Below are 22,398 nucleotides of genomic sequence, written 5' to 3'. Positions count from 1 at the left end.
AAGTTTTGACACATTACCGCGCATTATTATGAACCTGCAGAAATGTCTCGTCGCGCGCCCAGCTTTGGGTGGAGCACACGGCTATCGGCGCCGAAGCTCCGACGTCCGGGCTGCCGAGGCCAGGCTGCGCAGATCGTGCTCGACCTCGATCAGCAGGCCGTTCCATTCGCCCGGTCCGGCCTGACGGTAGATGCGCAGGCCGGGATACCAGGGGCTGTCGCGGCGGCCATCGTGCCAGCGCCAGCATGCATCGAACCGGTCCAGCAGCCAGACCGGGCGACCAAGCGACGCGGCCAGATGCGCCACCGCGGTATCCACCGTGATGACCAGGTCGAGATTGCTCACCAGGGCGGCGGTGTCGGCGAAGTCGGCCACCGCATCCATCGGCTCGAGCAGGCGCGCATCGCCAGGCGTGGTTACGCGCTCCTTCTGCAGGCTGACGAAGCGGGCGCCGGGCACGTCGAACAGGGGCCGCAACAATCCGGGCGGAACCGAGCGCCGGCGATCGACCGCCTCCAGCACCGGCGAGCCTCGATAGGGATTGCCCGCCCAGACCAGGCCGATCAGCAGATCGCGCGGCTGGCCTCCGGTCGGTGGCTCGCACATGGCCTGGAGCCGCTCCGCCCATGCGGCGACGGCGATCGGGTCGGCGTCCAGGCAGGGCTCGGACGGGATCGACCCGAGCGTGGTCCCGAACGCCAGCGGCAGGCTCAGCATCGGGCAATGCAGATCGAACGGCGGCAGCGTGTCGCCCCGGGCGATCACCGTCCCGACGCCAGGCAATCGTTGCAGCAGACGCTGCAGGGGACGTTGGACTTCCAGCACCACCCGCATTCCCCGCGCCGCGGCCAGGGGTGCGTAACGGCAGAACTGCAAGGTGTCGCCGAACCCTTGCTCGGCGTGGATCAGGAGTGTCCGTCCCGCAGCCGGCTCGCCGGTCCATTGCGGCTGCTCGAAGGCCCGCGCGCTGCGGATCATCTGCGGCGTCTGCCAGCGCCATTCATATTCGGAAAACCCCTCGGCGAGCGCGCCTTCCGTCAACAGGGCCAGGGCGAGACCGGCATGCCCATCGACATGCTGCGGCCTGATCCGCACCGCAGTACGAAAGCACTGCTCGGCCTCGGAGAGGTGTCGTTGCTGGATCAGCGCGTTGCCGAGATTGACCAGGATCTCGGCGGACATCGGTTGCAGCTGCGACGCGATGCGGTAGCTGGCGACGGCACGGTCGGGTTGGTCCTGCTTGCGCAGGATGTTGCCGATGTTGTTGTGCACGAGCGCCCGCTCCGGTGCGTCCTCGGGCGCGAGCGAGAGCCATGCGTGATAGGCGGTGAATGCCTCGTCGAGGCGCTCCGCGATGTGCAGCGCCTGTGCCAGATCGAAATGGGCGGCGGGGGCTTCGGGGCTGAGCATGCAGGCACGGCGATGGCATGCGATCGCCTCATCGGTGCGGCCAAGATCGCCGAGCACCCGTGCCAGATTGCCCTGGGCGGCAGCCGAGGACGGTTGCAGCGCCGCCGCTGCCCGGAAGCAGACGAGCGCCTCGTCGAACTGCCGGAGCCGGACCAGGGCGATGCCGAGATTGGTGCGCACACCGGCGTGGCCTGGCGAAAGCTGCACGGCGTTTCGATAAAGCGCGATTGCCTCATCGGTCCGGCCTTGCGCCAGCAGGATATTGCCCGTCGCGAAGATCGTATCGGCGGTTCCCACCGGACTGCTCGTGGATGGAGCGGCTACACGCACGGCGTCGGATCATCCGTGAGGCTTTTCCGACCACGACTGGGGTGGCGTGACGGCACAGGCGGCGATGTCCGTTCTGGTGATTTCGGGGCTGGTGGTTTCAGGCCCGACTGCTTCGGTCGTAATTTGGCAGGCCGGGCTTGTAAACTCCCGCCACACGCCGCCCGGCCACGACACCATGCGGAGTCCAGGCTCAGCGCAGTGGAAGTTCCGCGGGCTCGTCCTGATCCTGGATCATCTCGCGGACCCTGGCAGCGAGGACATCCAGCGTGAATGGCTTCGTGATGACCTGCATCGTGGCTTCGAGAATTCCGTCGCCAGTCAGCGTGTCGCCTGCATAACCGGTAATGAACAGCACCTTCAGCTCGGGCCGTTGCTCTCGCGCAGCGTCCGCGAGTTGGCGGCCATTCATGCCTCCCGGCAGGCCGACGTCGCTGACCAGGAGGTCGATCGGCTGGTCGGACTGCACCACCACACGCATCGCGTCGGCTGCATTGGCTGCCTGGATCACGGTGAAGCCGCGCTCGCGCAGGGCGTCGCCGATCAGGATCAGCAGGACCGGCTCGTCATCGACCACCAGCACGGTTTCGCCGGCCCTGGCATGGTTCGGAGCGAATTCCGGCAGGATCGTCGCTTCGGGTTCGGCACTCCCCAGGTGGCGCGGCAGGTAGATCCGCACGCTGGTGCCGAGCCCGATCTCACTCTCGACGCGGGTGTAGCCGTTCGACTGGATGGCAAAGCCATAGACCATGGACAATCCGAGGCCGGTGCCCTCTCCGAGCGGCTTGGTGGTGAAGAACGGCTCGAAGACGCGCCCGGCAACATCCTGCGTCATTCCGGTGCCGGTGTCGGTGACCGAGGCCACCACATAGTATCCGGCATGCACTTCCGGATCGGCGCAGTCCGGATCCTCCTCGACGCGGGCGTTCGTTGCCTCGATGGTCAGGCGACCGCCCTGCGGCATCGCGTCGCGTGCGTTGATGGCCAGGTTGAGGAGCGCGCTCTCGAGCTGGTTGGCATCGCAGAGCGCCGACCAGAGGCCATCCGCGATCACCGCCTCCACCTCGATCGCCGGACCGACCGTCTGCGCGATCAGCTCCTGCATCGAGAGGACGAGCCTGCCGACATCGACCTGTTTCGGATCCAGCGTCTGCCGCCTGGAGAATGCCAGCAGGCGGTGGATCAGCGACGCCGCCCGTTCCGCGGAGGTCGTCGCCATGTCGATGTAGCGGTCGATCTCGCCGATCCGGCCTTGCGCCACGCGAGCCTGCAGCAGCTCCAGGCTGCCGATGATGGCCGCCAACAGGTTGTTGAAATCATGGGCGATACCGCCGGTGAGCTGGCCGACTGCCTCCATCTTCTGCGCCTGCCGCAGCCTGTCGCTCAGCTCGCGGATGCGGTGCAGGGCGCGGACGATGACTTCGGTGATGCCGTGCCGGAGCGTCTCGGCGATCTCGAACTGCCAGGGCGCCCAGGGAACGGCGAACCCCTGCCGCGCGTCGCTCCAGCGGATGAAGGCCGGCGGCGGTCGTGCGTGCCGGGCTGCCTGGTCCGCGGCATTCAGATGCACGCCGGTTTCCCAGCTCACCAGTTGCGGCTCGTCCGGCCGGAACCACAGCAGCAGGTCGGTGCGGTCGTCGGACAGGAACACCGCCAGGACACCACTGGCGACTCCCGCATGCCGGGCCCAGTCGGGGAGCAGGCCGGCCAGGCGGTTGGTATGGAACAGCTTGCCCGGCCCGGTATCGGTCCGCAGCCAGTCGGCGAGCCTGCGGATATCGGCCTCGGGCGGGGTGTGGCCGACCAGCGCCAGCTCGTTCTCGTACAGCACGGCAGCACCGCCGGCATCGAGCAGGCTGGCAATCGTGGTTTCGCCGGTGGTGAGTGCCGCGGTGACCGACGAGGCGTTCGCCATGTGCGCGAGCAGCACCGAGAGCCGGTTGAGATCGGCTCGCCGTGCGCGCTCCACGTTACGGGTCTCGGACGCGCTGATCCCGAGTGCGAAGGCGTTGGCGACAAGTGAAGCGGCGGAGCGCTGTTCGGTCGACGGATGATGCGGCTGGCGATGATGGCACACCACCAGGCCCCAGAGTTGTCCGCCGCTCAGGATCGACAGCGACATCGCCCCGTCGATGGACAGCTCGCGGTGGATCTCCTGGTGGACCCGCGAGTGGCTGCGCAGCTGCGCGAACGACAGGTCGATCGCTCCGGCGAGGTCACGGTCGCCGAGCCAGTTCGGGTCCGCATCGAGCGGCACCTGGGCTGCGTCCCGGTCCGCCACCCAGCGGGTCGCACTGCGGCGATACAGCGCGCGCGCCTGGGCGGGGATGTCGTCGGGCGGGAAGCGGATGCCGACGAGGGAGAGGTCCCAGTCCGGCTCCTTGTCCTCGGCGATCGCCTCGCCGTTCCAGTCCGGGTCGAAGCGGTAGATCAGCACCCGCTCGTAGCCGGTGACGGCCCGGATGCCACGCACCGCGACCAGCGCCAGTTCCTCGAGATCCCCGTCGCTGTCTCGAAGATCGACCAGGACGTCCTGCAACTGCCACAGCATCGTGCGCGCCTGCTGGCCGGGCGGCCCGGTCGGGAACAGCTCGATCAGGATCAGCCGGTCATGCTGGTGGACGGAGATGTCCATGCTGCGGAGCAGCGAGGCGTGATCGAGGCTGTGGAGCGGCGGTAGGTGATCGAGGCTGCGGGGCGCCAGGGTGAGCGCCGATTGCCATGGCGCCTCCGGACGCAGGGCCCCTGCTGCCAGCCGCTCCAGCATCAGGGCTGCGAACGCGTGCCCCAGCAGGTCGGCGACGGACGCCCCGAGGATCGGCAGGGCAGCGTCCCACCCGAGCATGCTCGCGGCATTCCGGCTCGCGATCACCACGTCGAGGCTGCGCGATCGCGGCGCGAGCTCCAGACCGAGCAATGCGCCGTGCGGCTGGATCGAGCCGGGGAGCGTGATCGGTTCGAGCGCGCAATCGATCTTGTCGCGCATGACCAGCCGCGGATCCTGTTCCGGGCTGTCGAGCACTGGGCCAGAAAACGTTGAGATTGCGGTTCTCCCCTGCGAACAGGCGGAAGTCCGCAAGATCCATCATAGACGATGGCGACCAGGACAACCAGCGGTCGTGAGGATGCCCGGGTTTCGCGTCCTTTATGGCGGCTTTATGCCGGGACGGCGGGTCCGGAATGTCTTTTTTACGAGCACCGGTGGTAACTGACGTGATGATTTCCACGAGGCGTGCCGTGTTCGACATCTTTCTGCTGCTCGTAGGCTTTGGCGCCATCATGTTGATGGACGGCTACGCGGCACTTTGCGCGAGGATCTAGTCGCATGACCTTCGATCTGGTGCTGGGCGCCGCGGTCTCCTGCTTCCTCCTGGTCTATCTCGGTTGGGCGCTGATCCGTCCCGAAGATTTCTGAAGGCCATTTCACTATGGAACTGACAACATGACACAGGATGGCCTGCTCCAGATCGTACTCGTGCTGGGCGTGACGTTCGCTTGCGCGGTGCCGGTCGGCCGCTTCCTTGCAGCCGTGCTCGAAGGGCGGCCGACATTCCTGTCGCCGCTGCTCGGGCCGGTCGAGCGCGGCATCTACCGCCTCTGCGGCATCAACCCGCTCGCCGGCATGTCCTGGCGCTCGTACGCGACAGCGCTGTTGCTGCTCAACGCGATCCATTTCGCGCTGCTGTATCTGATGCTGCGGCTGCAGTTCTATCTGCCGTTCAATCCGCAGCACATCGTCGGCATGCCGCCGGCGATCGCCTTCAACACCGCGATCTCGTTCGTCACCAACACCAACTGGCAGGCCTACGTGCCGGAAAGTGGCGTGTCGTACGGCGCGCAGATGTTCGGCCTGACGGTGCACAACTTCCTGTCCCCGGCAACCGGCATTGCAGTCGCAGTCGCGGTGATGCGGGCCTTTGCCAAGGGCAGCGTCAAGACGCTTGGCAATTTCTGGGTCGATCTGACCCGCGGCACACTCTACGTGCTGCTGCCGATCGCGTGCGTCTGCACGCTCCTTCTGATGGCCAGCGGCGTGCCGCAGACGCTGCACGACTACGCGCAGATCACCACGCTGGAAGGTGTGAAGCAGACCATCGCGCTGGGCCCGGTCGCCTTCCAGGAGGCGATCAAGATGCTGGGGACCAACGGCGGCGGCTTCTTCAACGCCAACAGCGCGCATCCGTTCGAGAACCCGACCGCGCTCACCTGCGCGCTCGAGACCGTCATGCTGCTGCTGATCCCGTTCGCGTTGCCGGTCTGCTTCGGCCGCATCGTCAAGGAGCCGGGCCAGGGCCGCGCGCTGTTCATCGCCATGGCAGGGCTGCTCTCGGTCGCTGTGCTCTGCAACTATGCCGCCGAAGCCGCCGGCAACCCGCTGCTGCATGCGCTCGGCGTCGACCAGTTGCAGGGCAATCTCGAAGGCAAGGAAACGCGCTTCGGCACGCCGCTGACGGCATTGCTGAATATTGGCGCCACCGGCACCTCGACCGGAGCCGTCGCTGGCGCGCCCGACAGCTTCATGCCGCTCGGTGGGCTGGTGCCGCTGTTCATGATGCAGCTTGGCGAAGTCACGCCTGGCGGTATCGGCTCGGGCTTCTACTTCATGGTCGTGTTCGCGCTGCTCTCGGTGTTCGTCGCCGGGTTGATGGTCGGTCGCACGCCGGAATATCTCGGCAAGAAGGTGCAAGCCAAGGAGATCAAGCTGGCGATGCTGGCACTGCTGGTGCTGACGCTGTGGATCCTGTGTGGCGCCGGATTGTCGCTGGTGCTGCCTGCAGGATTGGGCGCGCTGGATAATGCCGGGCCGCACGGGCTGTCGGAAATGCTCTATGCCTGGACGTCGGCGACACAGAACAACGGCAGCGCGTTCGCCGGCATCACGGCGACCGGTCCGCTGATGTCCTACGGGCTCGCCTTCGCCATGCTGTTCGGCCGGTTCGCGGTGCTGGTGCCGATCCTGGCGATCGCCGGCTCGCTGGCTGCGAAGCCGAAGCTGTCGATGAACGCTGGCACCTTCCCGACCACCGGGATGCTGTTCATCGGATTGCTGGCAGGTGTCGTGCTCATCCTGGGCGGCCTGCAATTCCTGCCTGCCGATGCGCTCGGGCCACTCGCGGAGCATTACGTGCTGCGCGCCGGCACGACGTACTAAGGGACCGTAGACATGCCCGACACCCACATCACCCCGATGCCCGCCCGCTCGGGCTCGGCCACGCCGGCCGGTGGCAGCCCCACCGGCGGCAGTCCGGATCGCGCCCAGGCGATCTCGCTGTTCGACGCCTCGATCATCGGCAGGGCGTCACGCGACGCCTTCGCCAAGCTCGATCCGCGGCGCCTGGCGCGCAATCCGGTCATCTTCGTGACCGAGATCGTCGCCATCCTGACCACCATCCTCGGTGTTCGGGACCTGTTCCTGACCGGGGCACACCCGGCCTTCGCACTCGCGATCGCCTTCTGGCTCTGGCTGACGGTGTTGTTCGCGACCTTCGCCGAGGCCGTCGCCGAGGGACGCGGTCGCGCCCGTGCCGAGAGCCTGCGCCGCGCCCGCAGCGACATGATGGCCAAGCGCCTGGCCAACCCGGACGATCCGGCGATCTACGCGACCGTCGCCTCCACCTCGCTGCGTCTCGGCGACGTGGTGCTGGTCGAGACCGGCGACCTGATCCCGCTCGATGGCGAGATCATCAAGGGCATCGCCTCGATCAACGAAAGCGCCATCACCGGCGAGTCTGCACCGGTCATCCGCGAGGCCGGCGGTGATCGGTCGGCGGTCACCGGCGGCACCCAGGTGGTGTCCGACAGCCTGCTGATCCGCATCACCGTCGAGCCCGGCCACACCTTCATCGACCGCATGATCGCGCTGGTCGAGGGGGCGTCCCGCTCCAAGACGCCGAACGAGATCGCGCTCGACATCCTGCTCGCCGGCCTCACCATCATCTTCCTGGTGGCGGTCTCGACCCTGGTCGGCTTCGCGCACTACTCCGGCACGATGCTGGCTGTGCCGGTGCTCGCGGCACTCCTGGTCACGCTGATCCCGACCACCATCGGCGGCCTGCTCTCGGCGATCGGCATTGCCGGCATGGACAGGCTGGTGCGCTTCAACGTGGTCGCCACCTCCGGCCGCGCCGTCGAGGCGGCCGGCGACGTCGACACGCTGCTGCTCGACAAGACCGGCACCATCACCTTCGGCAACCGCATGGCCGCCGGACTGTTCGCGGTGCCGGGCGTCGAGGAATGGCACCTGGCGGAGGCAGCCTCGCTCGCCTCGATGGATGACGAGACGCCCGAGGGCCGGTCGGTGCACATGCTGGTGCGCGACCGCTTCAACAGTCTGCCGGACAAGCCGGTCGGCGCGGTGGCGATCCCGTTTTCGGCCAACACCCGGATTTCCGGGCTGGATGCCGGCAGTCGCTCGTGGCGCAAGGGTGCGGTGGACAGCCTGCTGCGCGAGATCGGCGAGACCAACCCGCCGGCGGCCTTCACCGCCTCCGTCGAGCGCATCGCCCGCTCGGGTGGTACGCCGCTCGCGGTCGCCGAGGATGGCCGTCTGATGGGCGTGATCGAGCTCAAGGACGTGGTCAAGCCGGGCATCCGCGACCGCTTCGCTGCCTTGCGTCGGATGGGTATCCGCACCGTCATGGTGACCGGCGACAACCGCATCACCGCAGCCGCGATCGCCACCGAAGCCGGCGTCGACGATTTCGTCGCCGAGGCGACCCCGCAGGACAAGCTCGACTACATCCGCCGCGCCCAGGCTGAGGGACGGCTGGTGGCGATGTGCGGCGACGGCACCAACGACGCACCGGCGCTGGCCCAGGCCGATGTCGGCGTGGCGATGCAGACCGGCACCCAGGCGGCGCGCGAGGCGGCCAACATGGTCGACCTCGACAGCGATCCGACCAAGCTGATCGAGATCGTCGAGATCGGCAAGCAGCTGCTGATCACCCGCGGCGCGCTCACCACCTTCTCGATCGCCAACGACATCTCGAAATACTTTGCGATCCTGCCGGCGATCTTCGTGGCGACGTATCCGGGCCTGCGCGCACTCAACGTCATGCATCTGTCGACGCCGCAGAGTGCGATCCTGTCGGCGGTGATCTTCAACGCGCTGGTGATCATCGCGCTGGTGCCGCTCGCCCTGCGCGGCGTGCAGTTCCGGGCCGAGGGTGCGGCAGCACTGCTCCGGCGGAACCTGCTGTTCTACGGTGTCGGCGGCATCATCGTGCCGTTCGCCGGCATCAAGATCATCGACATGCTGCTCACCGCCCTGCACATCTTTGCCTGAAGGCATCAGCCATGATTTCCCATCTGCGCCCGGCGCTTTCACTCGTCGTGCTGTTCACCTTGCTGCTCGGCTTCGCATTTCCGCTCGGCTTCACCGGGCTTGGCGCCATCGTCCTGCCGTTCCAGGCGAATGGCAGCCTGGTGATGCGTGACGGCAAGCCGATCGGCTCGATGCTGATCGGCCAGGCGATGACGGAGCCGCAATACCTGCATGCGCGTCCGTCCGGCATCACCGGCACCGACCCCAAGGATCCGTCCAAGACGGTGCCGACGCCGTACGACGCCAGCACCTCGTCGGCGTCGAACCTCGGGCCGACCTCGAAGGCGCTGCATGACCGGGTCGCCGGCGACGTCGACACGCTGGTGAAGGCCGGTGCCAGGGCCGGATCGATCCCGATGGATGCGGTAACGACCTCGGGATCCGGCCTCGATCCGGACATTTCGCCCGCCTATGCCGATCTGCAGGCGGCGCGTATCGCCGATGCCCGGCATGTTCCGGTCGCCACGATCCGCGACCTGCTGGCCGCGAACACCACGGGACGGGCGCTCGGCATCTTCGGCGAGGCGCACCTGAACGTGCTGCGGGTCAACCTGGCGCTCGACGCGCTGCCGGCGGCGGCCGCGCACTGACCCGCACCCGGATGCCATGCACGCAGGTCCTGCCGATGGGGACCGGACCTGCGCCCACGGCCCGGGCATCCGGCGCATGATCGACAAGGCGGTTGAATTCCATCGCATTCCAACTCATTTGAGCTTATCAATTGCTCAAATGGAGTGAATGGCGTGACCCAGATTGTCCATGGCGACCGCCCTGTGCATGGAACGCCGTCACGGCAGGCCATCAGGCGGGCGATGCAGCCTCCCGCGTCCGACCGCTACCTTGATTTCTACAAGGCCGATGCAGTCGAGCGGATCAGGCTTATCAAGCTCGGCGTTCTCGCGTCCGACGCCAAGGTCATCATCTCGTACATCTCCGGCGTCCAGGCCGAGGGCATGCGCGCGTTGAACATCTCGGCGGCGACCCTGAACCGCAAGGTCAAGGGCGAGGAGCGGCTGCCGGCGGCGGAAAGCGAACGGGTGCTCGGTGTGGCCAGGCTGGTGGGCCAGGTGGAGGCCATCGTCGGGGAGTCGGGCAATCCGGAGGGCTTCGATGCGACCGCGTGGCTGTCGCGCTGGCTCGGCGAACCGCTGCCGGCCTTGGGTGGCGTCCGTCCACGCGACCTGCTCGATACCATCGAAGGCCAGAACCTGGTCTCCGCCAGCCTCGCCCGGATCCAGAGTGGCGCCTACGCTTGAGCAGGACCGTCTACCGGATCGCGACCGACGCGAAAGCCTACCTGGCGAACGACATGTCGGGTGCCGGTGCGAAGCGGGCCGGTGGCCGCTGGAACAGACAGGATACGGCAGTGGTGTATGCGTCCGAAACTCGGTCGCTGGCCTGCCTGGAAACGCTCGTCCACCTGAATGCGGGCGGCCTCCCGATGAACCGCTACCTGGTCGAGGTCGCCATTCCCGGGGATATCTGGGATGCCCGGGAGGAACGAAATGCCGCCTCGCTCCCGGTCGGCTGGGATGCAGAACCGGCGAGCCTCACCAGCATCGAGTTCGGCACCGGATGGCTGGAGAGCGCACGTACGGCAGTGCTCGTCATCCCGTCTGCGATCGTGCCTGAGGAGATGAACGTGCTGATCAATCCGGCGCATCCCGCCAGCGCATCCATCGGCGCCCGGAAAGTCCGGCGCTGGACCTACGACCCGAGGATCGCGAAGGCGTCATAGCGCAAGGACGGCCACGATCAAGCGATGGGCCTGATCACCGCGATATGAGTGGAATGTCCGAACTTCTGGGAGTGCGCCGCCATCATCGCCAAGGCCTCATCGAAGTGGCCGTGCGCCTCGGCATTGCGCAGGTAGCGTACGCGCTCGACGCAGACCTTCTTGGGGTGTTGGCTGTGCATGAAGCAGCGCCATCACCTCGTCGGCGAAAGCGGCAAGCGGCATGCAGTGCGCCAGCCTGGATTGGCCGGGAGACAGTTCGGTCTGCACCTGCGGAGGGACGATCTCGATCATCTCGACGCGATCTTTCAGCAGCGGACGGAGTGCCACCGTGTAGGCATGCGTAGCCGCCTTCGTTGCGCTTTAGGTGGGCGAGGCGGGATACGGAACGAAGCCGGTGCCGGAAGTCACGTCGATGATCGCGGCACCTGCCTGCTGAACCAGGTGGTCGATCAACGCATCGATCAGACAGATCGGCCCCAGGACGTTGGTCGCCACCATGCGCTCTGCGTCAGTCAGGTCGCGCTTCCGCGTCGGCGCCTCGCCGCCCCGCGACCGAAATGGCCCGGTCGGTGGATCCCCGATCGCTGCTCCGCCGGTCGCCGGTGGCAGAGAGCGGCATCCGGACGCCTGTCACGCCTGGGCGGTTCCGATCCACGTCCTGCCCGAGTTCACCGGATGATGCGGGCCTTCCGCAGCCGCTCGAACAGGTCGAGGAAGCTGTCTTCGGCTGATCCTGCCCGCGTATTGCCCGATGGCGGGTGGTGTACCGGCCATCACTGCGCCAGGCATGTCGATGGCGGCCTGATCATGTCGTAGTCTCCGCGGGCACCGGCCGCCGACTTAACGGCAAGCCGGCCGCCCAGGAGTTCAAGGCGATGCGTCCCGATCTGGATCGCCGGCCCGACCCGGACACGCTCGTCGCCGTGGCCGCCCGCGCGACCCGTGCGCCGCTCAAGATCTTTCTCGGTGCGGCACCAGGGGTCGGCAAGACCTTCGAGATGCTGACCCAGGCGCGGCGGCTGGTGGCGTCGGGCCGCGCCGGCATCGTCGTGGGCCTGGTCGAGACGCATGGCCGTGCCGAGACCGAGGCACAGATCGGCGAGCTGACGGTGCTGCCGCGGCTGGAGGTGCCGTATCGCGGCCAGGTGCTGTCGGAGTTCGACCTCGACGCCGCCCTTAAGCTGCATCCGAAGCTGCTGCTGGTGGATGAGCTGGCGCATCGCAATGCGCCCGGCAGCCGCCATTCGCGCCGCTGGGAGGATGTGGCCGAGCTGCTCGCCGCCGGCATCCCGGTATGGACCACGCTCAACGTCCAGCATCTGGAGAGCCTGAACGACACCGTGCTGCGGATCACCGGCATCCGCGTCACCGAGACGCTGCCGGACCATGTGCTGGAGCTCGCCGACGAGATCGAGATGATCGACCTGTCGCCGGCGGATCTGCGCGACCGGCTGGCGCAGGGGCGGGTGTATCGCAACGACGTCGCCGGGCGTGCGCTGGACGGCTTCTTCCGGGCCGGCAACCTGCAGGCGCTGCGCGAAATCGCGCTGCGCCGGGTGGCCCAGCATGTCGATGCAAGCCTGCTCGACTACATGCGCCAGCACGCCATCGCCGGTCCCTGGCCGGCCGGCGACCAGGTTCTGGCGCTCGTCGGGCCGGATTCCGGCGAGGCGGTGCTGCGCCAGGCCAAGCGCCTTGCCGACGCGCTGCATGCACCGTGGATGGCGCTGCATATCGAGCCTGCGGGCGAGCTGCCGGCGGAGGCGCAGGCGGTGTCGCGGACGATGGCGCTGGCCGCCGAGCTGGGTGCCGAGACCGAGATCCGCGCGGTGCGCAGCGGTCATGAGGGCATCGTCGGCGTGGCGCTGGAGGTGGCGCAGACCCGCAACATCACCCAGATCGTGGTCGGCCGCATGGGGCGGCGCGGGTTCGGCAGGCGCCGGCTGGGCGGATTGCTGGCGGGCCGGGGAATGCGCGGCAACCTGGCCGCGGCGCTGCTGTCGCAGGCTCCGGATTATGCCGTGCATGTGGTGCCGACCCACCCGAAGCCGGTCAGCCAGAAGCTGCTGTATCGCCAGTGGCTGCGGGCGCTGCTGCCGGATGGCTGGGCGCCGTGGCTGGTCTCGACGTCGCTGGTGGCACTGATGGTCGGCGTCGGCTGGCTGCTGCGCGGACTGGTCGAGCCCGACGCGATGGGCATGCTGTTCCTGGCCGCCGTGGTGGGTGCGGCGGTGCTGTACGGTCTCGGCATCGCGCTCTACTCGGCGGTGGTGTCGTTCCTGTCCTGGAACTTCTTTTTCATCCCGCCGCTGTTCCGGCTGACGATCGACGCGCCGCGCGACGTGGTCGCCATCCTGGTGTTCCTGGCGGTGGCGACCTCGACCGGGATCGTCGCCAGCCGGCTCGGCGCCGCTGCCCGCGCCGCACAGGGTCGCATCGAGGGCCTGCGACGGATCGGGGGGTTCTCCCGCGCACTGGGCGTTCCGGTGACGGAGCGCGAGCTGCAGGAGGTGATCGTCAGGCAGGCATCCTCGATCGCCGGGCGCGCGCTGTTCCTGTCCGCAGTCGATGCCGACGGCATGCTCGACATCCTGACCGCCGATCCGCCGGCCGACACCATGGACGAGCATTCCTGGGCCGCCGCGCGGTGGGCCTGGCGTCGTGGCGAGCCCGCCGGCCGTGGCACCGCGACATTGCCATCGGCGCCCTGGCGGTTCCTGCCGGTGGGGATCGCATCTCCGGAGGGTGCGGCATCCGATGGTGCGGCGGCGATCCTGGGCGACGTCGAGGCCGACCTGAACGCCGATGGACGGGCGCCTGGCCTGCACGGGCTGATCGGCGTGCAATCGGCGCTGCCGCTGGACGAGCCGGCGCTGCAGACGTTGCGCGCCCTGGCGGACCAGGCGGCGGTGGCGCTCGAGCGGGTCAGGCTGGTGCGGGGTGCCGCGGAGGCGACGGCGCGCGACGGCACCCAGAAGCTGCGCACGGCGCTGCTGAACTCGCTGTCGCACGACCTGCGCACGCCGCTCACCGGCATCCGCGGATCGGCCGAGACGCTGCGCACCGCCTGGACCAGACTGACCGACGGCACCCGCGACGACCTGCTGCTGGCGATCGAGGAGGATACCGCGCGGATGACGCGCTTCCTTGCCAACATCACCGACATGACCAGGCTGGAGAGCGGCGCGGTGGTGCCGCGGATGGCCCGGGTGGATGTCGCCGACACGGTGCGGGCGGCGGCGGCGCGTCTGCCGGAGCCTGGGCGCATCGAGATCACCCCCGACCTGACCGCGCCGGCGGTGCTGGCCGACCCGCTGCTGCTGGAGCAGGTGCTGTTCAACGTGCTCGACAACGCGGTGAAGTACTCGCCGCCCGGGCTCGCGGTCCGGGTCGAGATCGCGGTGGCCGATGGCGCCGCGACGGTACGGGTCGCCGACGAGGGCCCGGGCATTGCCGAGGAGGAGTTGCCCCACGTGTTCGACAGCTTCTATCGCGCCGGTCTGGGCGACAGCGTGGTGCCTGGCACCGGGCTCGGCCTGGCCATCGCGCGCGGCCTGATCGAGGTGATGGGCGGCACCATCGTCGCCCGCAGCCCGGCACCCGGACGCCGGATCGACGCACCGGACCCGCGCGCCGGACGCGGCACGCTCATCACCATCAGCCTGCCGCTCGTCCGATGAGCGACACCTCGAACTCGCTGATCCTGGTGGTCGACGACGAGAAGCAGATCCACCGGTTCCTGCGCCCGGCGCTGGAAGCGGCCGGCTACCGCACTCTCGCCGCTACAGACGGAGCCGAGGCGCTCAGGCTGGCGGCCTCGCAGGGCCCGGACGCGGTGCTGCTCGATCTCGGATTGCCGGACATGGACGGCAAGCTGGTGCTCGAGCGGCTGCGCGGCTTCTCTTCGGTTCCGGTGATCGTGCTGTCGGCGCGTGACCGGGAGGCCGAGAAGATCGCCGCCCTCGATGCCGGCGCCGACGACTACGTGGAGAAGCCGTTCGGGCTCGGCGAGCTGCTGGCCCGGCTGCGTGCGGCGCTGCGACCGCGCGTCTCTCCCGGATCGGACACCGCCGCCGGGCCTTCGCATGACACGCCCCTCGAGGCGGGTCCGATCCGGCTCGATCCCGGCCGGCACGAGGTGCGGGTCGATGGTGTCCGGGTGCCGCTGAGCCCGCGCGAGCACGGCCTGCTGGCGCTGCTGATGCGTCATGACGGCAAGCTGCTGACCCACCGCCAGCTGCTCACCAGCGTCTGGGGACCGGCCCATGCGGAGGATGTACAGTACTTGCGCGTGTATATCGGCCACTTGCGACAGAAGCTCGGCATCGCGGCGGCGCGGATGATCGAGACCGAACCGGGGGTGGGCTACCGGCTGAGCCAGCCTGATGACCCTGCCGACGCCGGCGAGCCGACCGCTTTGTGAGAGCGTCGGCCGCAACCGCCCCGGATGCCGGACGTGTCAGCTGTGCCGATGCCAGTGCCGCTTGCCTGGTGCCGTGACGCCCGGGGGAACCAGCCGATGACGCAGCAGATCCATCTCGACACAGCCGCAGTGTGGGGGACCGATACCGGACACGGCGTCATCGAGATCGCCCCGGACGTCGCCTATCGGCGGCTGAGCCTGGTCAATGTGGGGTTCTTCGGCTTCCCCGGTGCCGGCGATCGTGGCTGGGTGATGATCGATACCGGCCTGCCCGGGTGCGCCGAGGACATCATGGCCGCGGCGGCGCATCGCTTCGGCCTGCTCGCACGACCGCTGGCGATCATCCAGACGCACGGCCATTTCGACCATGTCGGCGCGCTCGAGGAGCTGGCCGCGCACTGGGACGTGCCGGTGTATGCGCATCCGCTCGAGCATCCGTATCTCGATGGCAGTGCCGCCTATCCGCCGCCCGATCCGTCGGTCGGCGGCGGGTTGATGTCGCTGGTGTCGCCGCTGTATCCGCGCGGACCGGTCGATGTCGGCGCCAGACTGCAGGCGCTGCCCGCGGACGGCAGCGTGCCGCACATGCCCGGTTGGCGCTGGATCCACACGCCGGGGCACTCGGTCGGGCATGTCTCGTTGTGGCGCGAGGCCGACCGCATGCTGCTGGCCGCCGACGCCGTCATCACCACGGCGCAGGAGAGTGCCTATGCCGTGCTGACCGCCCGCACCGAGCTGCATGGGCCGCCGATGTATTTCACCCAGGACTGGCTTGCGGCACGGCGCTCGGTCGAGGCGCTGGCCGCGCTGGAGCCGGAGCTGCTGCTGAGTGGTCATGGCCAGGCGGTACGGGGAGCCGTCGTGCGTCAGGGGCTGCACCAGCTGGCGCGCCGGTTCGAGGAGATCGCCCATCCGCCGCATCCGCATTACGAACTGCACCCGGCCCGCGCCGAGGACGGCACCGCCTACGCGTCCCCGATCACAAGTGAGAACGGCGAGACATGACGGATCAGTAAGGTCTGGACCATCTGCGGCGGAGGCATCACACTGGGTTCCCCGTTGGTTCCTGCGATCATGCCGGAAACGCGCTGGAGAGGATCGTCATGCCATTCGACGGGACCGACTTCCAGTCCGGCCGCAAGCGCAAGCGGCAGACCCCTGGCGAACGGGCGTTCGGCATCATCTTCCTGGTGTGCGCGATCAGCCTGCTGGTGATGCCGATCACCGGCGTGGCGCTGGTGGACGTCGTGCACTATCTCTGGGGCGTGGGGCCGGGCTAGGCCAGCACGCCCTTTACCGGCAGCATCGGCTCCGGGGCCGGGTCGCCGATCGCCTGGCACAGGTCGATCTCGATGGTGCGGGTGATCGCCGACATCGGCACCGCATGCGGGCCGGGCTCGAACGGGCTCTCCAGGTCGGCGCCGATCTCGTCGAGGGCCACGAACAGGAAGCCCACCAGGGTCGAGCCGAAGGGCGTGATCCAGCCGAGCTCCTGCACCATCGACAGCGGCAACACCACGCAGAACACCCGAACCAGCATCCGCGGCAGCGCGGAAAACTGGATCGCCAGCGGGGTGTTGCGGATCCGCTCGAGCCCGCCCTGGGCGTTCGCGAGATCCGACAGGATGCGATCGATCGCGGCCTGCGCCGCCGGGTGCACGCCGGCCTCGATCGCGCGCGCCCGCACGCCGACGCCGATCTCGTACAGGATCGTGTTCGGCTGGTTGCGATGCTGCCGCACGCGCTCGATGAACTCGGGCTTCAGGAAGCGCTGCAGGTCGGGCGAGACATCCATGCCGGCCAGGCCGCCGCGCAGGGCATGGGCATAGGCGATCATCGCCCGCGTCAGGTCGGGTGCACCGTCGAGCAGCGTCGCCATCTGCCGCGAGAAGCTGCGTGTGTTGTTCACGACCCCGCCCCACAGCGTGCGCGCCTCCCACCAGCGGTTGTAGGCGGTGGTGTTGCGAACGCTCAGGAATAGCACGAGTGCGGATCCGATCAGCGAGTATGGCAGTGCCGGCTGGTCCATCCAGCTGCGATGCGCCAGCTGGAACAGCAGCACGACGATGATGTCCCAGGCGAACAACACCAGTAGCGGGCGTACGCTCTCTGTCAGTAGCCGGGCGATACCGGCGCGCCGTCCGACGATCATGAGCGGGCAGCCTGGTCGGCCGGGGGGTTGCGACGTGGCATGCGGGTCTCCGTCTGGCTCCGCCCTGGCCCCGGCGGCGCGATCGAGGCGCGGCCAGGGTCTGCGCGCCGTCCGTTATAGGGCAGGGACCGGCGGCGCCCAGCCATGCTGCACGCTGGTCCGCACTCCGAGGCTCGTGCGATAACGCGCCCGGCGATCCGACGCGGCACTTGCTTCCGGACCCGACATTTCCGAACGGTCTCCGAGGCGCAGCGGGTCATGACGCATTCCGACCGACCGATCGACACGCTGCTGGCGGCGGGCCTGGTGTTGCTTGTGTTCCTGCTGCTCGGCCCTGTGCTGACCATCCCGTTGCACGTCCCGCTCAACACCAACGAGGGCTGGAACGCCGGCTTCGACACGCGTGCGGTGCTGCCGGGGGCTGGGCCGCTGTATCCCGCGCCGGGCGACTTCGTGTTCAACAACTATCCGCCGCTCGGCTTCCTGATCGTCGGTGCGGCGGGCCGGTTCGTGTTCGGCGACATGATCCTGGCCGGGCGGATTCTGGCACTCGCCTCGATGCTGGCGGTGGCCGGCCTGACCGGGCTCATCGTACGGCAGCTGGGCGGTGCGGTCCGGCCGGCACTGGCGGCGTCGCTGCTGCTGCTGCTGCTCGCCTGCAGCTTCTACCGCGCCTACGTCGCCATGGACGATCCGCAATGGCTCGCCCATGCGTTCATGCTGGCCGGCCTCGCGGTGCTGCTGCGCGGCGGCACGGTGCAGCGCAGGCCGCCGGCGCTGTGGCAGATCGCGGCCGCGGCGGGGCTGATGGTGGCGGGCGGGTTCATCAAGCACAACCTGGTGGCGCTGCCGGTTGCCGTGACGCTCTGGCTGCTCTGGCTGGACCGAGGGGTCGCTGCCGCCTGGCTGGTTGCCGCGGCGCTCTCGGTCGCCCTCGGGCTCGGGCTGACCGATGCGGCGTACGGCGACATGGCGTTCCTCGACGTGCTGCGCCACCACCGCACGGTCAAGGTGTCGCGGCTGATCTACGCGGCGGGGGCACTGGCGCCGCTGCTGCCGATGGCGGCGATCGTCGGCGTGCTGCTCCGGCGCCGGAGTGCGGGCAACGGCGTGGTCCTGGTGGCCGTGTTCGGGACCGTGGCGCTGGTGACCGGCATCCCGCAGCGGCTCGGTGACGGGGTAAACTACAACGCGCAGTTCGAGACGCTGATCGCCCTGTGCGTGGGCTTCGGGCTCGCGCTGGGCGGGTCCTGGGCAGCCCGCCCGTCATGGCGTGGCCGATCGGCGGGGCCAGCCTGGCTGTGTCTCGCTGCCGCGTTGCCGATCATCGGCACGGCACCGTGGCGGCTGCCCGCCGCCTGGCACGATGTCACCGACCGATACGCACGCCAGGCTGCCTGGCAGCCGATGATCGCGCGCATTGCTTCCCTGCCCGGGCCGGCCGGCTGCGAGATGCCGTCGCTCTGCATCTGGGCGGGCAAACCGCTTAGCGTCGACGTCTTCAACCTGACGCAGAGCGCCATGCAGGGCGGCCCGATCGCCGGGTTCGACGCGATGGTGGCCAGGCGCGGCTTCGCGAGCTTCGAGTATGGTCCGGCGTCGCATACCCATTCCGATGCCGTGAGTAGGCTCGGCTACGACCCGGTGATGCGGCCGTTCGCGCAGGCCTATGCGCCGGTCGCGTCCGGTCCCGGCGGCAGCATCCTGCTGGCTCCGGTCCAGTCGCCGACGTCGGGCGACGACGGTCCCGGGCGCTAGGCGGGCACCACGCGGGGGAGTGTCGGCGGCATTGCCGGAATGCGCGGCGTCGGCCTATAAATCCGGGCCGGTCGGCGGGCGCACGAACTGCGCGCCCGATGATGCAGGGCGTGCCACATGCGCCGACCATCTGCAGCATCACGGCGAATTCCATTGATCCTGTATCGCTACCTGCTCCGCGAACTCAGCAAGCCGCTCGCGATCATCCTCGGCACGCTGGTCGCTCTTTTCGGCAGCTATACCGCGGCCGGCTTCCTCTCGGATGCCGTCAACGGGCTGCTGCCCGCCGGTGCGATTGCTACGTTGATCGGCCTCAAGGTGCTGATCTCGCTGGAGGTGCTGATCCCGGCGGCGCTGTACGTGTCGGTGATCCTGACCCTCTCCAGGCTGCATGGCGACCTCGAGCTGCCTGCCATGTCGGCGCTGCGCTTCACGCCGGCGACGATGATCCGCGCCGTGCTGACCCTCGCCGGTTGCCTTGCCCTGGTGGTCGGCAGCCTGTCGCTGGTCGTCCGGCCGTGGGCCTATACCAGGCTGCACGACCTCTCGCGGCGGGCGGCGACGCTGCTCGATGTCGACGCGATGGAGGCGGGCTCCTTCTATGTAAGCCAGGGAGGCAGCCGGGTGGTGTTCCTGGCCCACCGTGACGGGCCCGGTTCGGAAGCCCGCGACGTGTTCGTCCGGCTCACCTACGGCGACCATGACGAGATCGTTTCCGGCAAGCTCGCCGACGCGATCCCGCGGATGATCCCGGGCACCGGCTCCGACGTCCATCTCAGCGACGCCGACATCTACGAGATCTACCCGAAGAAGCCGGACTCCGATCAGGTCCTGCAGGCGGCGGGCATGATCGTCGACCCGAACAAGCGCAGCGACGCGCCGCCGGGGCCCAGCGCCGTGGCCTCCAGCAGTGCGGAGCTCGCACGATCGGTTTCGGCTGGGGACATCGCCGAATTCCAGTGGCGGCTGTCGACGCCGCTCTCGACGCTGCTGCTCGGCCTGGTGGCGATCCCGCTCAGCACGGCCTCGCCGCGGGCCCGCAGGCAGTCCCGGTTCACCACCGCGTTCCTGATCTATTTCGGCTACTACCTGCTGAGCACGTCGGCTCGCACCTGGGTGCAGCACGGCACGATCCCCGAGTTCCCGGGCATCTGGTGGGCGCCGTGCCTGCTGGTCCTGCTTCTGCTGGCCTATGCGCGCGGGCCGGGCCTGGTGCTGGCGCTGCGCAGACGTGGCGCGCTTCCGCCGCGACGGCGTGGCGGCACGTTCCCGCTGCGACGGCGGGACGCATGATGACGCTGGCCAGCCGGTATGTGGCGATTTCCGCATTGCAGGCGATGGTGCTGGTGTCCGCGGCGCTGACCTGCCTGTTCAGCCTGCTGGAGTTCGTCGAGCAGCTCGCATCGGTCGGGCAGGGCTCGTACCACGTGATCGACGCGTTCATCTATGTGGCGCTCACGGTGCCGTCGCGGCTGCTGCAGGTGACGCCGGTCTCGATGCTGCTCGGATCGCTGCTGGCATTGAGCGGCCTGTCGCGCAATATCGAGCTCACCGCCATGCTGAGCCTGGGCATTCCGGAGCGCCGCATCATCGGCGCGGTGCTGGCACTCGCGGCTCCTGCGATCATCCTGGCCTTCCTGACGGCCGAGTTCATCATCCCGCCGGCAGAGCAGCTCGCGCAGTCCTTGCGTGCGTCGGCGCTGGCTTCCTCGTCGGATGCGTCCAACGAGCAGAGCAGTTTCTGGGCGCAGAGCCATCACCAGTATCTGAACGTGCAGCAGTTCCGGCGGAAGGGCACGCCGATCGGGATCGACATCTACGACTTCGCCGATGACGGTAGCCTGGAGCGCGCGATCCATGCCAGCCGCGCCGACATCAAGCCGGACGGAACCTGGCTGCTCGGCAACGTCACCCGGACCAGCATCGAGGACTTCCAGATGCGCACGGAGCATTTCGCGGCAATGCCCTGGCACTCCTTCATTCCGCTGCAGCAGATGCAGTTCCTGACGCTACCCCTCGACAGCATTCCACCGATCGCGCTGTACCGTCACATCCGCGATCTCGACAGGCAGCATCAGCGCAACACGCGGTTCCGCTACGAGTTCTGGGCGAAGGTGGCGATCCCGTTCTCGATGGTGGCGATGGTGGTGACCGCGGCACCCTTCGTGTTCGGATCGGTGCGCGCACGCAGCACCGGGAGGACGCTGGCGATCGGGGTGGGGTTCGGGATCGTGTTCTCGCTGAGCCAGCAGATCCTGAGCCGCATGGGGTTGCTGCTGCATGTCAGCCCGGCCATCACCGCGCTCGCACCGCCGGTACTGGTGTTCGTGCTGTCGATCAGCCTGTTCCGGCGCGCCCATCGCTGAGCCGGTCGAAGAACGCCGCGTACCTGGCTGGTTGCCGCGACACCAGGATGGCCAGGATCGCGCTGAGGCCGAAGATCTCGAGCAGGAAGTAGCCGAGCGGGATCTGCAGGAACGCGAACAGGAAGATGCCGATGGTCCGGTAGTTCGCCGACATGACGGACCATTGCCGGACCACCGGCGCGAAGCTTGACCGGTACAGCGCGCGGATCGAAGCGGCGCGTTCCGGCTGCGTCTCGATCATCGTGGCCAGGCGGCTGCGTGACGCGCCGTTGGCGCCGATCGCGAGGACCTGCACCCGCGCGTAGATCCGGTGCAGGCGCTCCGCAATGCGGGTGCGCAACGGCGCCTGGCTGCGGTCGAGCGGTCGTGTCTCCAGGTCCAGCAGTTCCGCCGATTGTCGTCCCCAGCCCCAGAAATTATAATCCTGGCGCTGCACCTCGTAGGCGGCCGCCTGCACGGCATGGCAGACACCGGCGATGACGATGACGGCCCAGATCCAGGCGCCATGATCGTGCCGGAGTGCCAGCGCCAGGCCCGCATAGACCGAGACGAAGGTGACATAGTCGCAGATCCCGTCGAGGACCTTGCCGGTCGGCGACTGCAACCGGGTGAGCCTGGCGAGCTGGCCGTCGGCGCCGTCCATGACATGCCACAGGATCATCAGCACGAAACCGAGGATCGCATATCGGCGGTCGTGATAATGGTAGTACGCGATGCCTGCCGCGGCGCCCGACACCATGCCGGCGACCGACACCGCGTTCGGGTGCACGTGCAGCCTGGCGAAGCGCGGCACCAGCCAGCTCGAGATCGGATGGATGACATGGAGGTTGGTCGCCTCCTCGATTTCCGAGGTGCGCTTGATCGGCTCGGCGTCTGCCACGTGCACTATCCTGGAAAGCC

At 68.4% G+C, this 22,398-nt stretch carries 19 protein-coding genes; 13 read left to right on the top strand and 6 right to left on the bottom strand.

Going from position 1 to position 22,398, the window contains the following annotated elements:
- Positions 1-81: 81 nt before the first annotated feature.
- Together ACOEQ2_RS06110 and ACOEQ2_RS06105 are read right to left on the bottom strand one after the other, a co-directional pair.
- Positions 82-1,707, bottom strand: a complete 1,626-nt coding sequence (locus ACOEQ2_RS06110; protein WP_419730491.1) for a tetratricopeptide repeat protein — start codon at positions 1,705-1,707, stop codon at positions 82-84.
- 223 nt (positions 1,708-1,930) lie between these two features.
- A complete protein-coding gene (locus tag ACOEQ2_RS06105) occupies positions 1,931-4,723 on the bottom strand; it encodes a response regulator (RefSeq protein WP_419730490.1) in 2,793 nt (930 codons plus the stop codon).
- A gap of 339 nt (positions 4,724-5,062) precedes the next feature.
- On the opposite strand from ACOEQ2_RS06105, the gene kdpF reads away from it, so the two are divergent.
- The 6 genes from kdpF to ACOEQ2_RS06075 all read left to right on the top strand — a co-directional run bounded on the left by kdpF (position 5,063) and on the right by ACOEQ2_RS06075 (position 10,799).
- Positions 5,063-5,152, top strand: coding sequence for a K(+)-transporting ATPase subunit F (gene kdpF, locus ACOEQ2_RS06100; RefSeq protein ID WP_419730489.1), 90 nt, complete (start codon positions 5,063-5,065; stop codon positions 5,150-5,152).
- Between the two features lie 27 nt (positions 5,153-5,179).
- Positions 5,180-6,889 carry a potassium-transporting ATPase subunit KdpA gene (gene kdpA, locus ACOEQ2_RS06095; protein WP_419730488.1) on the top strand — a complete coding sequence of 570 codons (1,710 nt, stop codon included), beginning with the start codon at positions 5,180-5,182 and terminating at the stop codon, positions 6,887-6,889.
- A gap of 12 nt (positions 6,890-6,901) precedes the next feature.
- The gene (gene kdpB, locus ACOEQ2_RS06090; protein ID WP_419730487.1) at positions 6,902-9,022 is read left to right on the top strand and encodes a potassium-transporting ATPase subunit KdpB; all 2,121 of its coding nucleotides are present in this window, start codon (positions 6,902-6,904) and stop codon (positions 9,020-9,022) included.
- Between the two features lie 11 nt (positions 9,023-9,033).
- Complete coding sequence (gene kdpC, locus ACOEQ2_RS06085) at positions 9,034-9,651, top strand: potassium-transporting ATPase subunit KdpC (protein WP_419730486.1); 618 nt, start codon at positions 9,034-9,036, stop codon at positions 9,649-9,651.
- Between the two features lie 153 nt (positions 9,652-9,804).
- Positions 9,805-10,317: an antitoxin Xre/MbcA/ParS toxin-binding domain-containing protein gene (locus ACOEQ2_RS06080; RefSeq protein ID WP_419730485.1), complete on the top strand. Its 513-nt coding sequence runs from the start codon at positions 9,805-9,807 to the stop codon at positions 10,315-10,317.
- Positions 10,314-10,799, top strand: a complete 486-nt coding sequence (locus tag ACOEQ2_RS06075) for an RES family NAD+ phosphorylase (RefSeq protein WP_419730484.1) — start codon at positions 10,314-10,316, stop codon at positions 10,797-10,799. Before ACOEQ2_RS06080 ends, ACOEQ2_RS06075 begins: the two co-directional genes overlap by 4 nt.
- Before the next feature lie 17 nt (positions 10,800-10,816).
- On the opposite strand, the gene ACOEQ2_RS06070 is transcribed toward ACOEQ2_RS06075, so the two are convergent.
- On the bottom strand, positions 10,817-10,978 hold the full coding sequence (locus ACOEQ2_RS06070; protein ID WP_419730483.1) for a hypothetical protein: 162 nt from the start codon (positions 10,976-10,978) through the stop codon (positions 10,817-10,819).
- A 181-nt stretch (positions 10,979-11,159) separates the two neighbouring features.
- Positions 11,160-11,297 carry a hypothetical protein gene (locus ACOEQ2_RS06065; protein WP_419730482.1) on the bottom strand — a complete coding sequence of 46 codons (138 nt, stop codon included), beginning with the start codon at positions 11,295-11,297 and terminating at the stop codon, positions 11,160-11,162.
- 377 nt (positions 11,298-11,674) lie between these two features.
- On the opposite strand from ACOEQ2_RS06065, the gene ACOEQ2_RS06060 reads away from it, so the two are divergent.
- The 4 genes from ACOEQ2_RS06060 (at position 11,675) to ACOEQ2_RS06045 (ending at position 16,502) form a co-directional block, all read left to right on the top strand.
- Positions 11,675-14,479 carry an ATP-binding protein gene (locus ACOEQ2_RS06060; RefSeq protein WP_419730481.1) on the top strand — a complete coding sequence of 935 codons (2,805 nt, stop codon included), beginning with the start codon at positions 11,675-11,677 and terminating at the stop codon, positions 14,477-14,479.
- The gene (locus ACOEQ2_RS06055) at positions 14,476-15,222 is read left to right on the top strand and encodes a response regulator transcription factor (protein WP_419730480.1); all 747 of its coding nucleotides are present in this window, start codon (positions 14,476-14,478) and stop codon (positions 15,220-15,222) included. Before ACOEQ2_RS06060 ends, ACOEQ2_RS06055 begins: the two co-directional genes overlap by 4 nt.
- Before the next feature lie 96 nt (positions 15,223-15,318).
- Positions 15,319-16,227 carry an MBL fold metallo-hydrolase gene (locus ACOEQ2_RS06050; RefSeq protein ID WP_419730479.1) on the top strand — a complete coding sequence of 303 codons (909 nt, stop codon included), beginning with the start codon at positions 15,319-15,321 and terminating at the stop codon, positions 16,225-16,227.
- Between the two features lie 98 nt (positions 16,228-16,325).
- Positions 16,326-16,502: a hypothetical protein gene (locus ACOEQ2_RS06045; protein WP_419730478.1), complete on the top strand. Its 177-nt coding sequence runs from the start codon at positions 16,326-16,328 to the stop codon at positions 16,500-16,502.
- Here the strand turns inward: ACOEQ2_RS06045 and ACOEQ2_RS06040 are convergent.
- Positions 16,499-17,374, bottom strand: coding sequence for a bestrophin family protein (locus tag ACOEQ2_RS06040; RefSeq protein WP_419730477.1), 876 nt, complete (start codon positions 17,372-17,374; stop codon positions 16,499-16,501). The two genes, ACOEQ2_RS06045 and ACOEQ2_RS06040, sit on opposite strands and share 4 nt — an antisense overlap.
- Positions 17,375-17,632: 258 nt before the next feature.
- On the opposite strand from ACOEQ2_RS06040, the gene ACOEQ2_RS06035 reads away from it, so the two are divergent.
- The 3 genes from ACOEQ2_RS06035 to lptG all read left to right on the top strand — a co-directional run bounded on the left by ACOEQ2_RS06035 (position 17,633) and on the right by lptG (position 21,498).
- Positions 17,633-19,132 carry a hypothetical protein gene (locus ACOEQ2_RS06035; protein ID WP_419730476.1) on the top strand — a complete coding sequence of 500 codons (1,500 nt, stop codon included), beginning with the start codon at positions 17,633-17,635 and terminating at the stop codon, positions 19,130-19,132.
- 117 nt (positions 19,133-19,249) lie between these two features.
- Positions 19,250-20,425: an LPS export ABC transporter permease LptF gene (gene lptF, locus ACOEQ2_RS06030; protein WP_419730475.1), complete on the top strand. Its 1,176-nt coding sequence runs from the start codon at positions 19,250-19,252 to the stop codon at positions 20,423-20,425.
- Positions 20,422-21,498 carry an LPS export ABC transporter permease LptG gene (gene lptG / locus ACOEQ2_RS06025; RefSeq protein WP_419730474.1) on the top strand — a complete coding sequence of 359 codons (1,077 nt, stop codon included), beginning with the start codon at positions 20,422-20,424 and terminating at the stop codon, positions 21,496-21,498. Before lptF ends, lptG begins: the two co-directional genes overlap by 4 nt.
- Here lptG and ACOEQ2_RS06020 read toward each other — a convergent pair.
- Positions 21,470-22,378, bottom strand: a complete 909-nt coding sequence (locus ACOEQ2_RS06020; RefSeq protein ID WP_419730473.1) for a CDP-alcohol phosphatidyltransferase family protein — start codon at positions 22,376-22,378, stop codon at positions 21,470-21,472. The genes lptG and ACOEQ2_RS06020 overlap by 29 nt on opposite strands.
- Between the last annotated feature and the right edge of the window lie 20 nt (positions 22,379-22,398).

The organism is Lichenicola sp. (assembly GCF_965198575.1).
In the GTDB taxonomy this organism is placed as follows: domain Bacteria; phylum Pseudomonadota; class Alphaproteobacteria; order Acetobacterales; family Acetobacteraceae; genus Lichenicola.
This window is presented reverse-complemented; position numbering and strand designations above follow the sequence as displayed.

Excerpts from the sequence above, each read along its gene's own strand:
- ACOEQ2_RS06035 (WP_419730476.1), top strand. The coding sequence starts at position 17,633 with ATGACGCATTCCGACCGACCGATCGACACGCTGCTGGCGGCGGGCCTG.
- ACOEQ2_RS06045 (WP_419730478.1), top strand. The coding sequence starts at position 16,326 with ATGCCATTCGACGGGACCGACTTCCAGTCCGGCCGCAAGCGCAAGCGG.
- lptF (WP_419730475.1), top strand. The coding sequence starts at position 19,250 with ATGCGCCGACCATCTGCAGCATCACGGCGAATTCCATTGATCCTGTAT.
- kdpB (WP_419730487.1), top strand. The coding sequence starts at position 6,902 with ATGCCCGACACCCACATCACCCCGATGCCCGCCCGCTCGGGCTCGGCC.
- ACOEQ2_RS06070 (WP_419730483.1), bottom strand. The coding sequence starts at position 10,978 with ATGCACAGCCAACACCCCAAGAAGGTCTGCGTCGAGCGCGTACGCTAC.
- ACOEQ2_RS06065 (WP_419730482.1), bottom strand. The coding sequence starts at position 11,297 with ATGGTGGCGACCAACGTCCTGGGGCCGATCTGTCTGATCGATGCGTTG.
- lptG (WP_419730474.1), top strand. The coding sequence starts at position 20,422 with ATGATGACGCTGGCCAGCCGGTATGTGGCGATTTCCGCATTGCAGGCG.
- ACOEQ2_RS06060 (WP_419730481.1), top strand. The coding sequence starts at position 11,675 with ATGCGTCCCGATCTGGATCGCCGGCCCGACCCGGACACGCTCGTCGCC.
- ACOEQ2_RS06040 (WP_419730477.1), bottom strand. The coding sequence starts at position 17,374 with ATGATCGTCGGACGGCGCGCCGGTATCGCCCGGCTACTGACAGAGAGC.
- ACOEQ2_RS06055 (WP_419730480.1), top strand. The coding sequence starts at position 14,476 with ATGAGCGACACCTCGAACTCGCTGATCCTGGTGGTCGACGACGAGAAG.
- kdpA (WP_419730488.1), top strand. The coding sequence starts at position 5,180 with ATGACACAGGATGGCCTGCTCCAGATCGTACTCGTGCTGGGCGTGACG.
- kdpC (WP_419730486.1), top strand. The coding sequence starts at position 9,034 with ATGATTTCCCATCTGCGCCCGGCGCTTTCACTCGTCGTGCTGTTCACC.
- kdpF (WP_419730489.1), top strand. The coding sequence starts at position 5,063 with ATGACCTTCGATCTGGTGCTGGGCGCCGCGGTCTCCTGCTTCCTCCTG.
- ACOEQ2_RS06105 (WP_419730490.1), bottom strand. The coding sequence starts at position 4,723 with ATGCGCGACAAGATCGATTGCGCGCTCGAACCGATCACGCTCCCCGGC.
- ACOEQ2_RS06050 (WP_419730479.1), top strand. The coding sequence starts at position 15,319 with ATGACGCAGCAGATCCATCTCGACACAGCCGCAGTGTGGGGGACCGAT.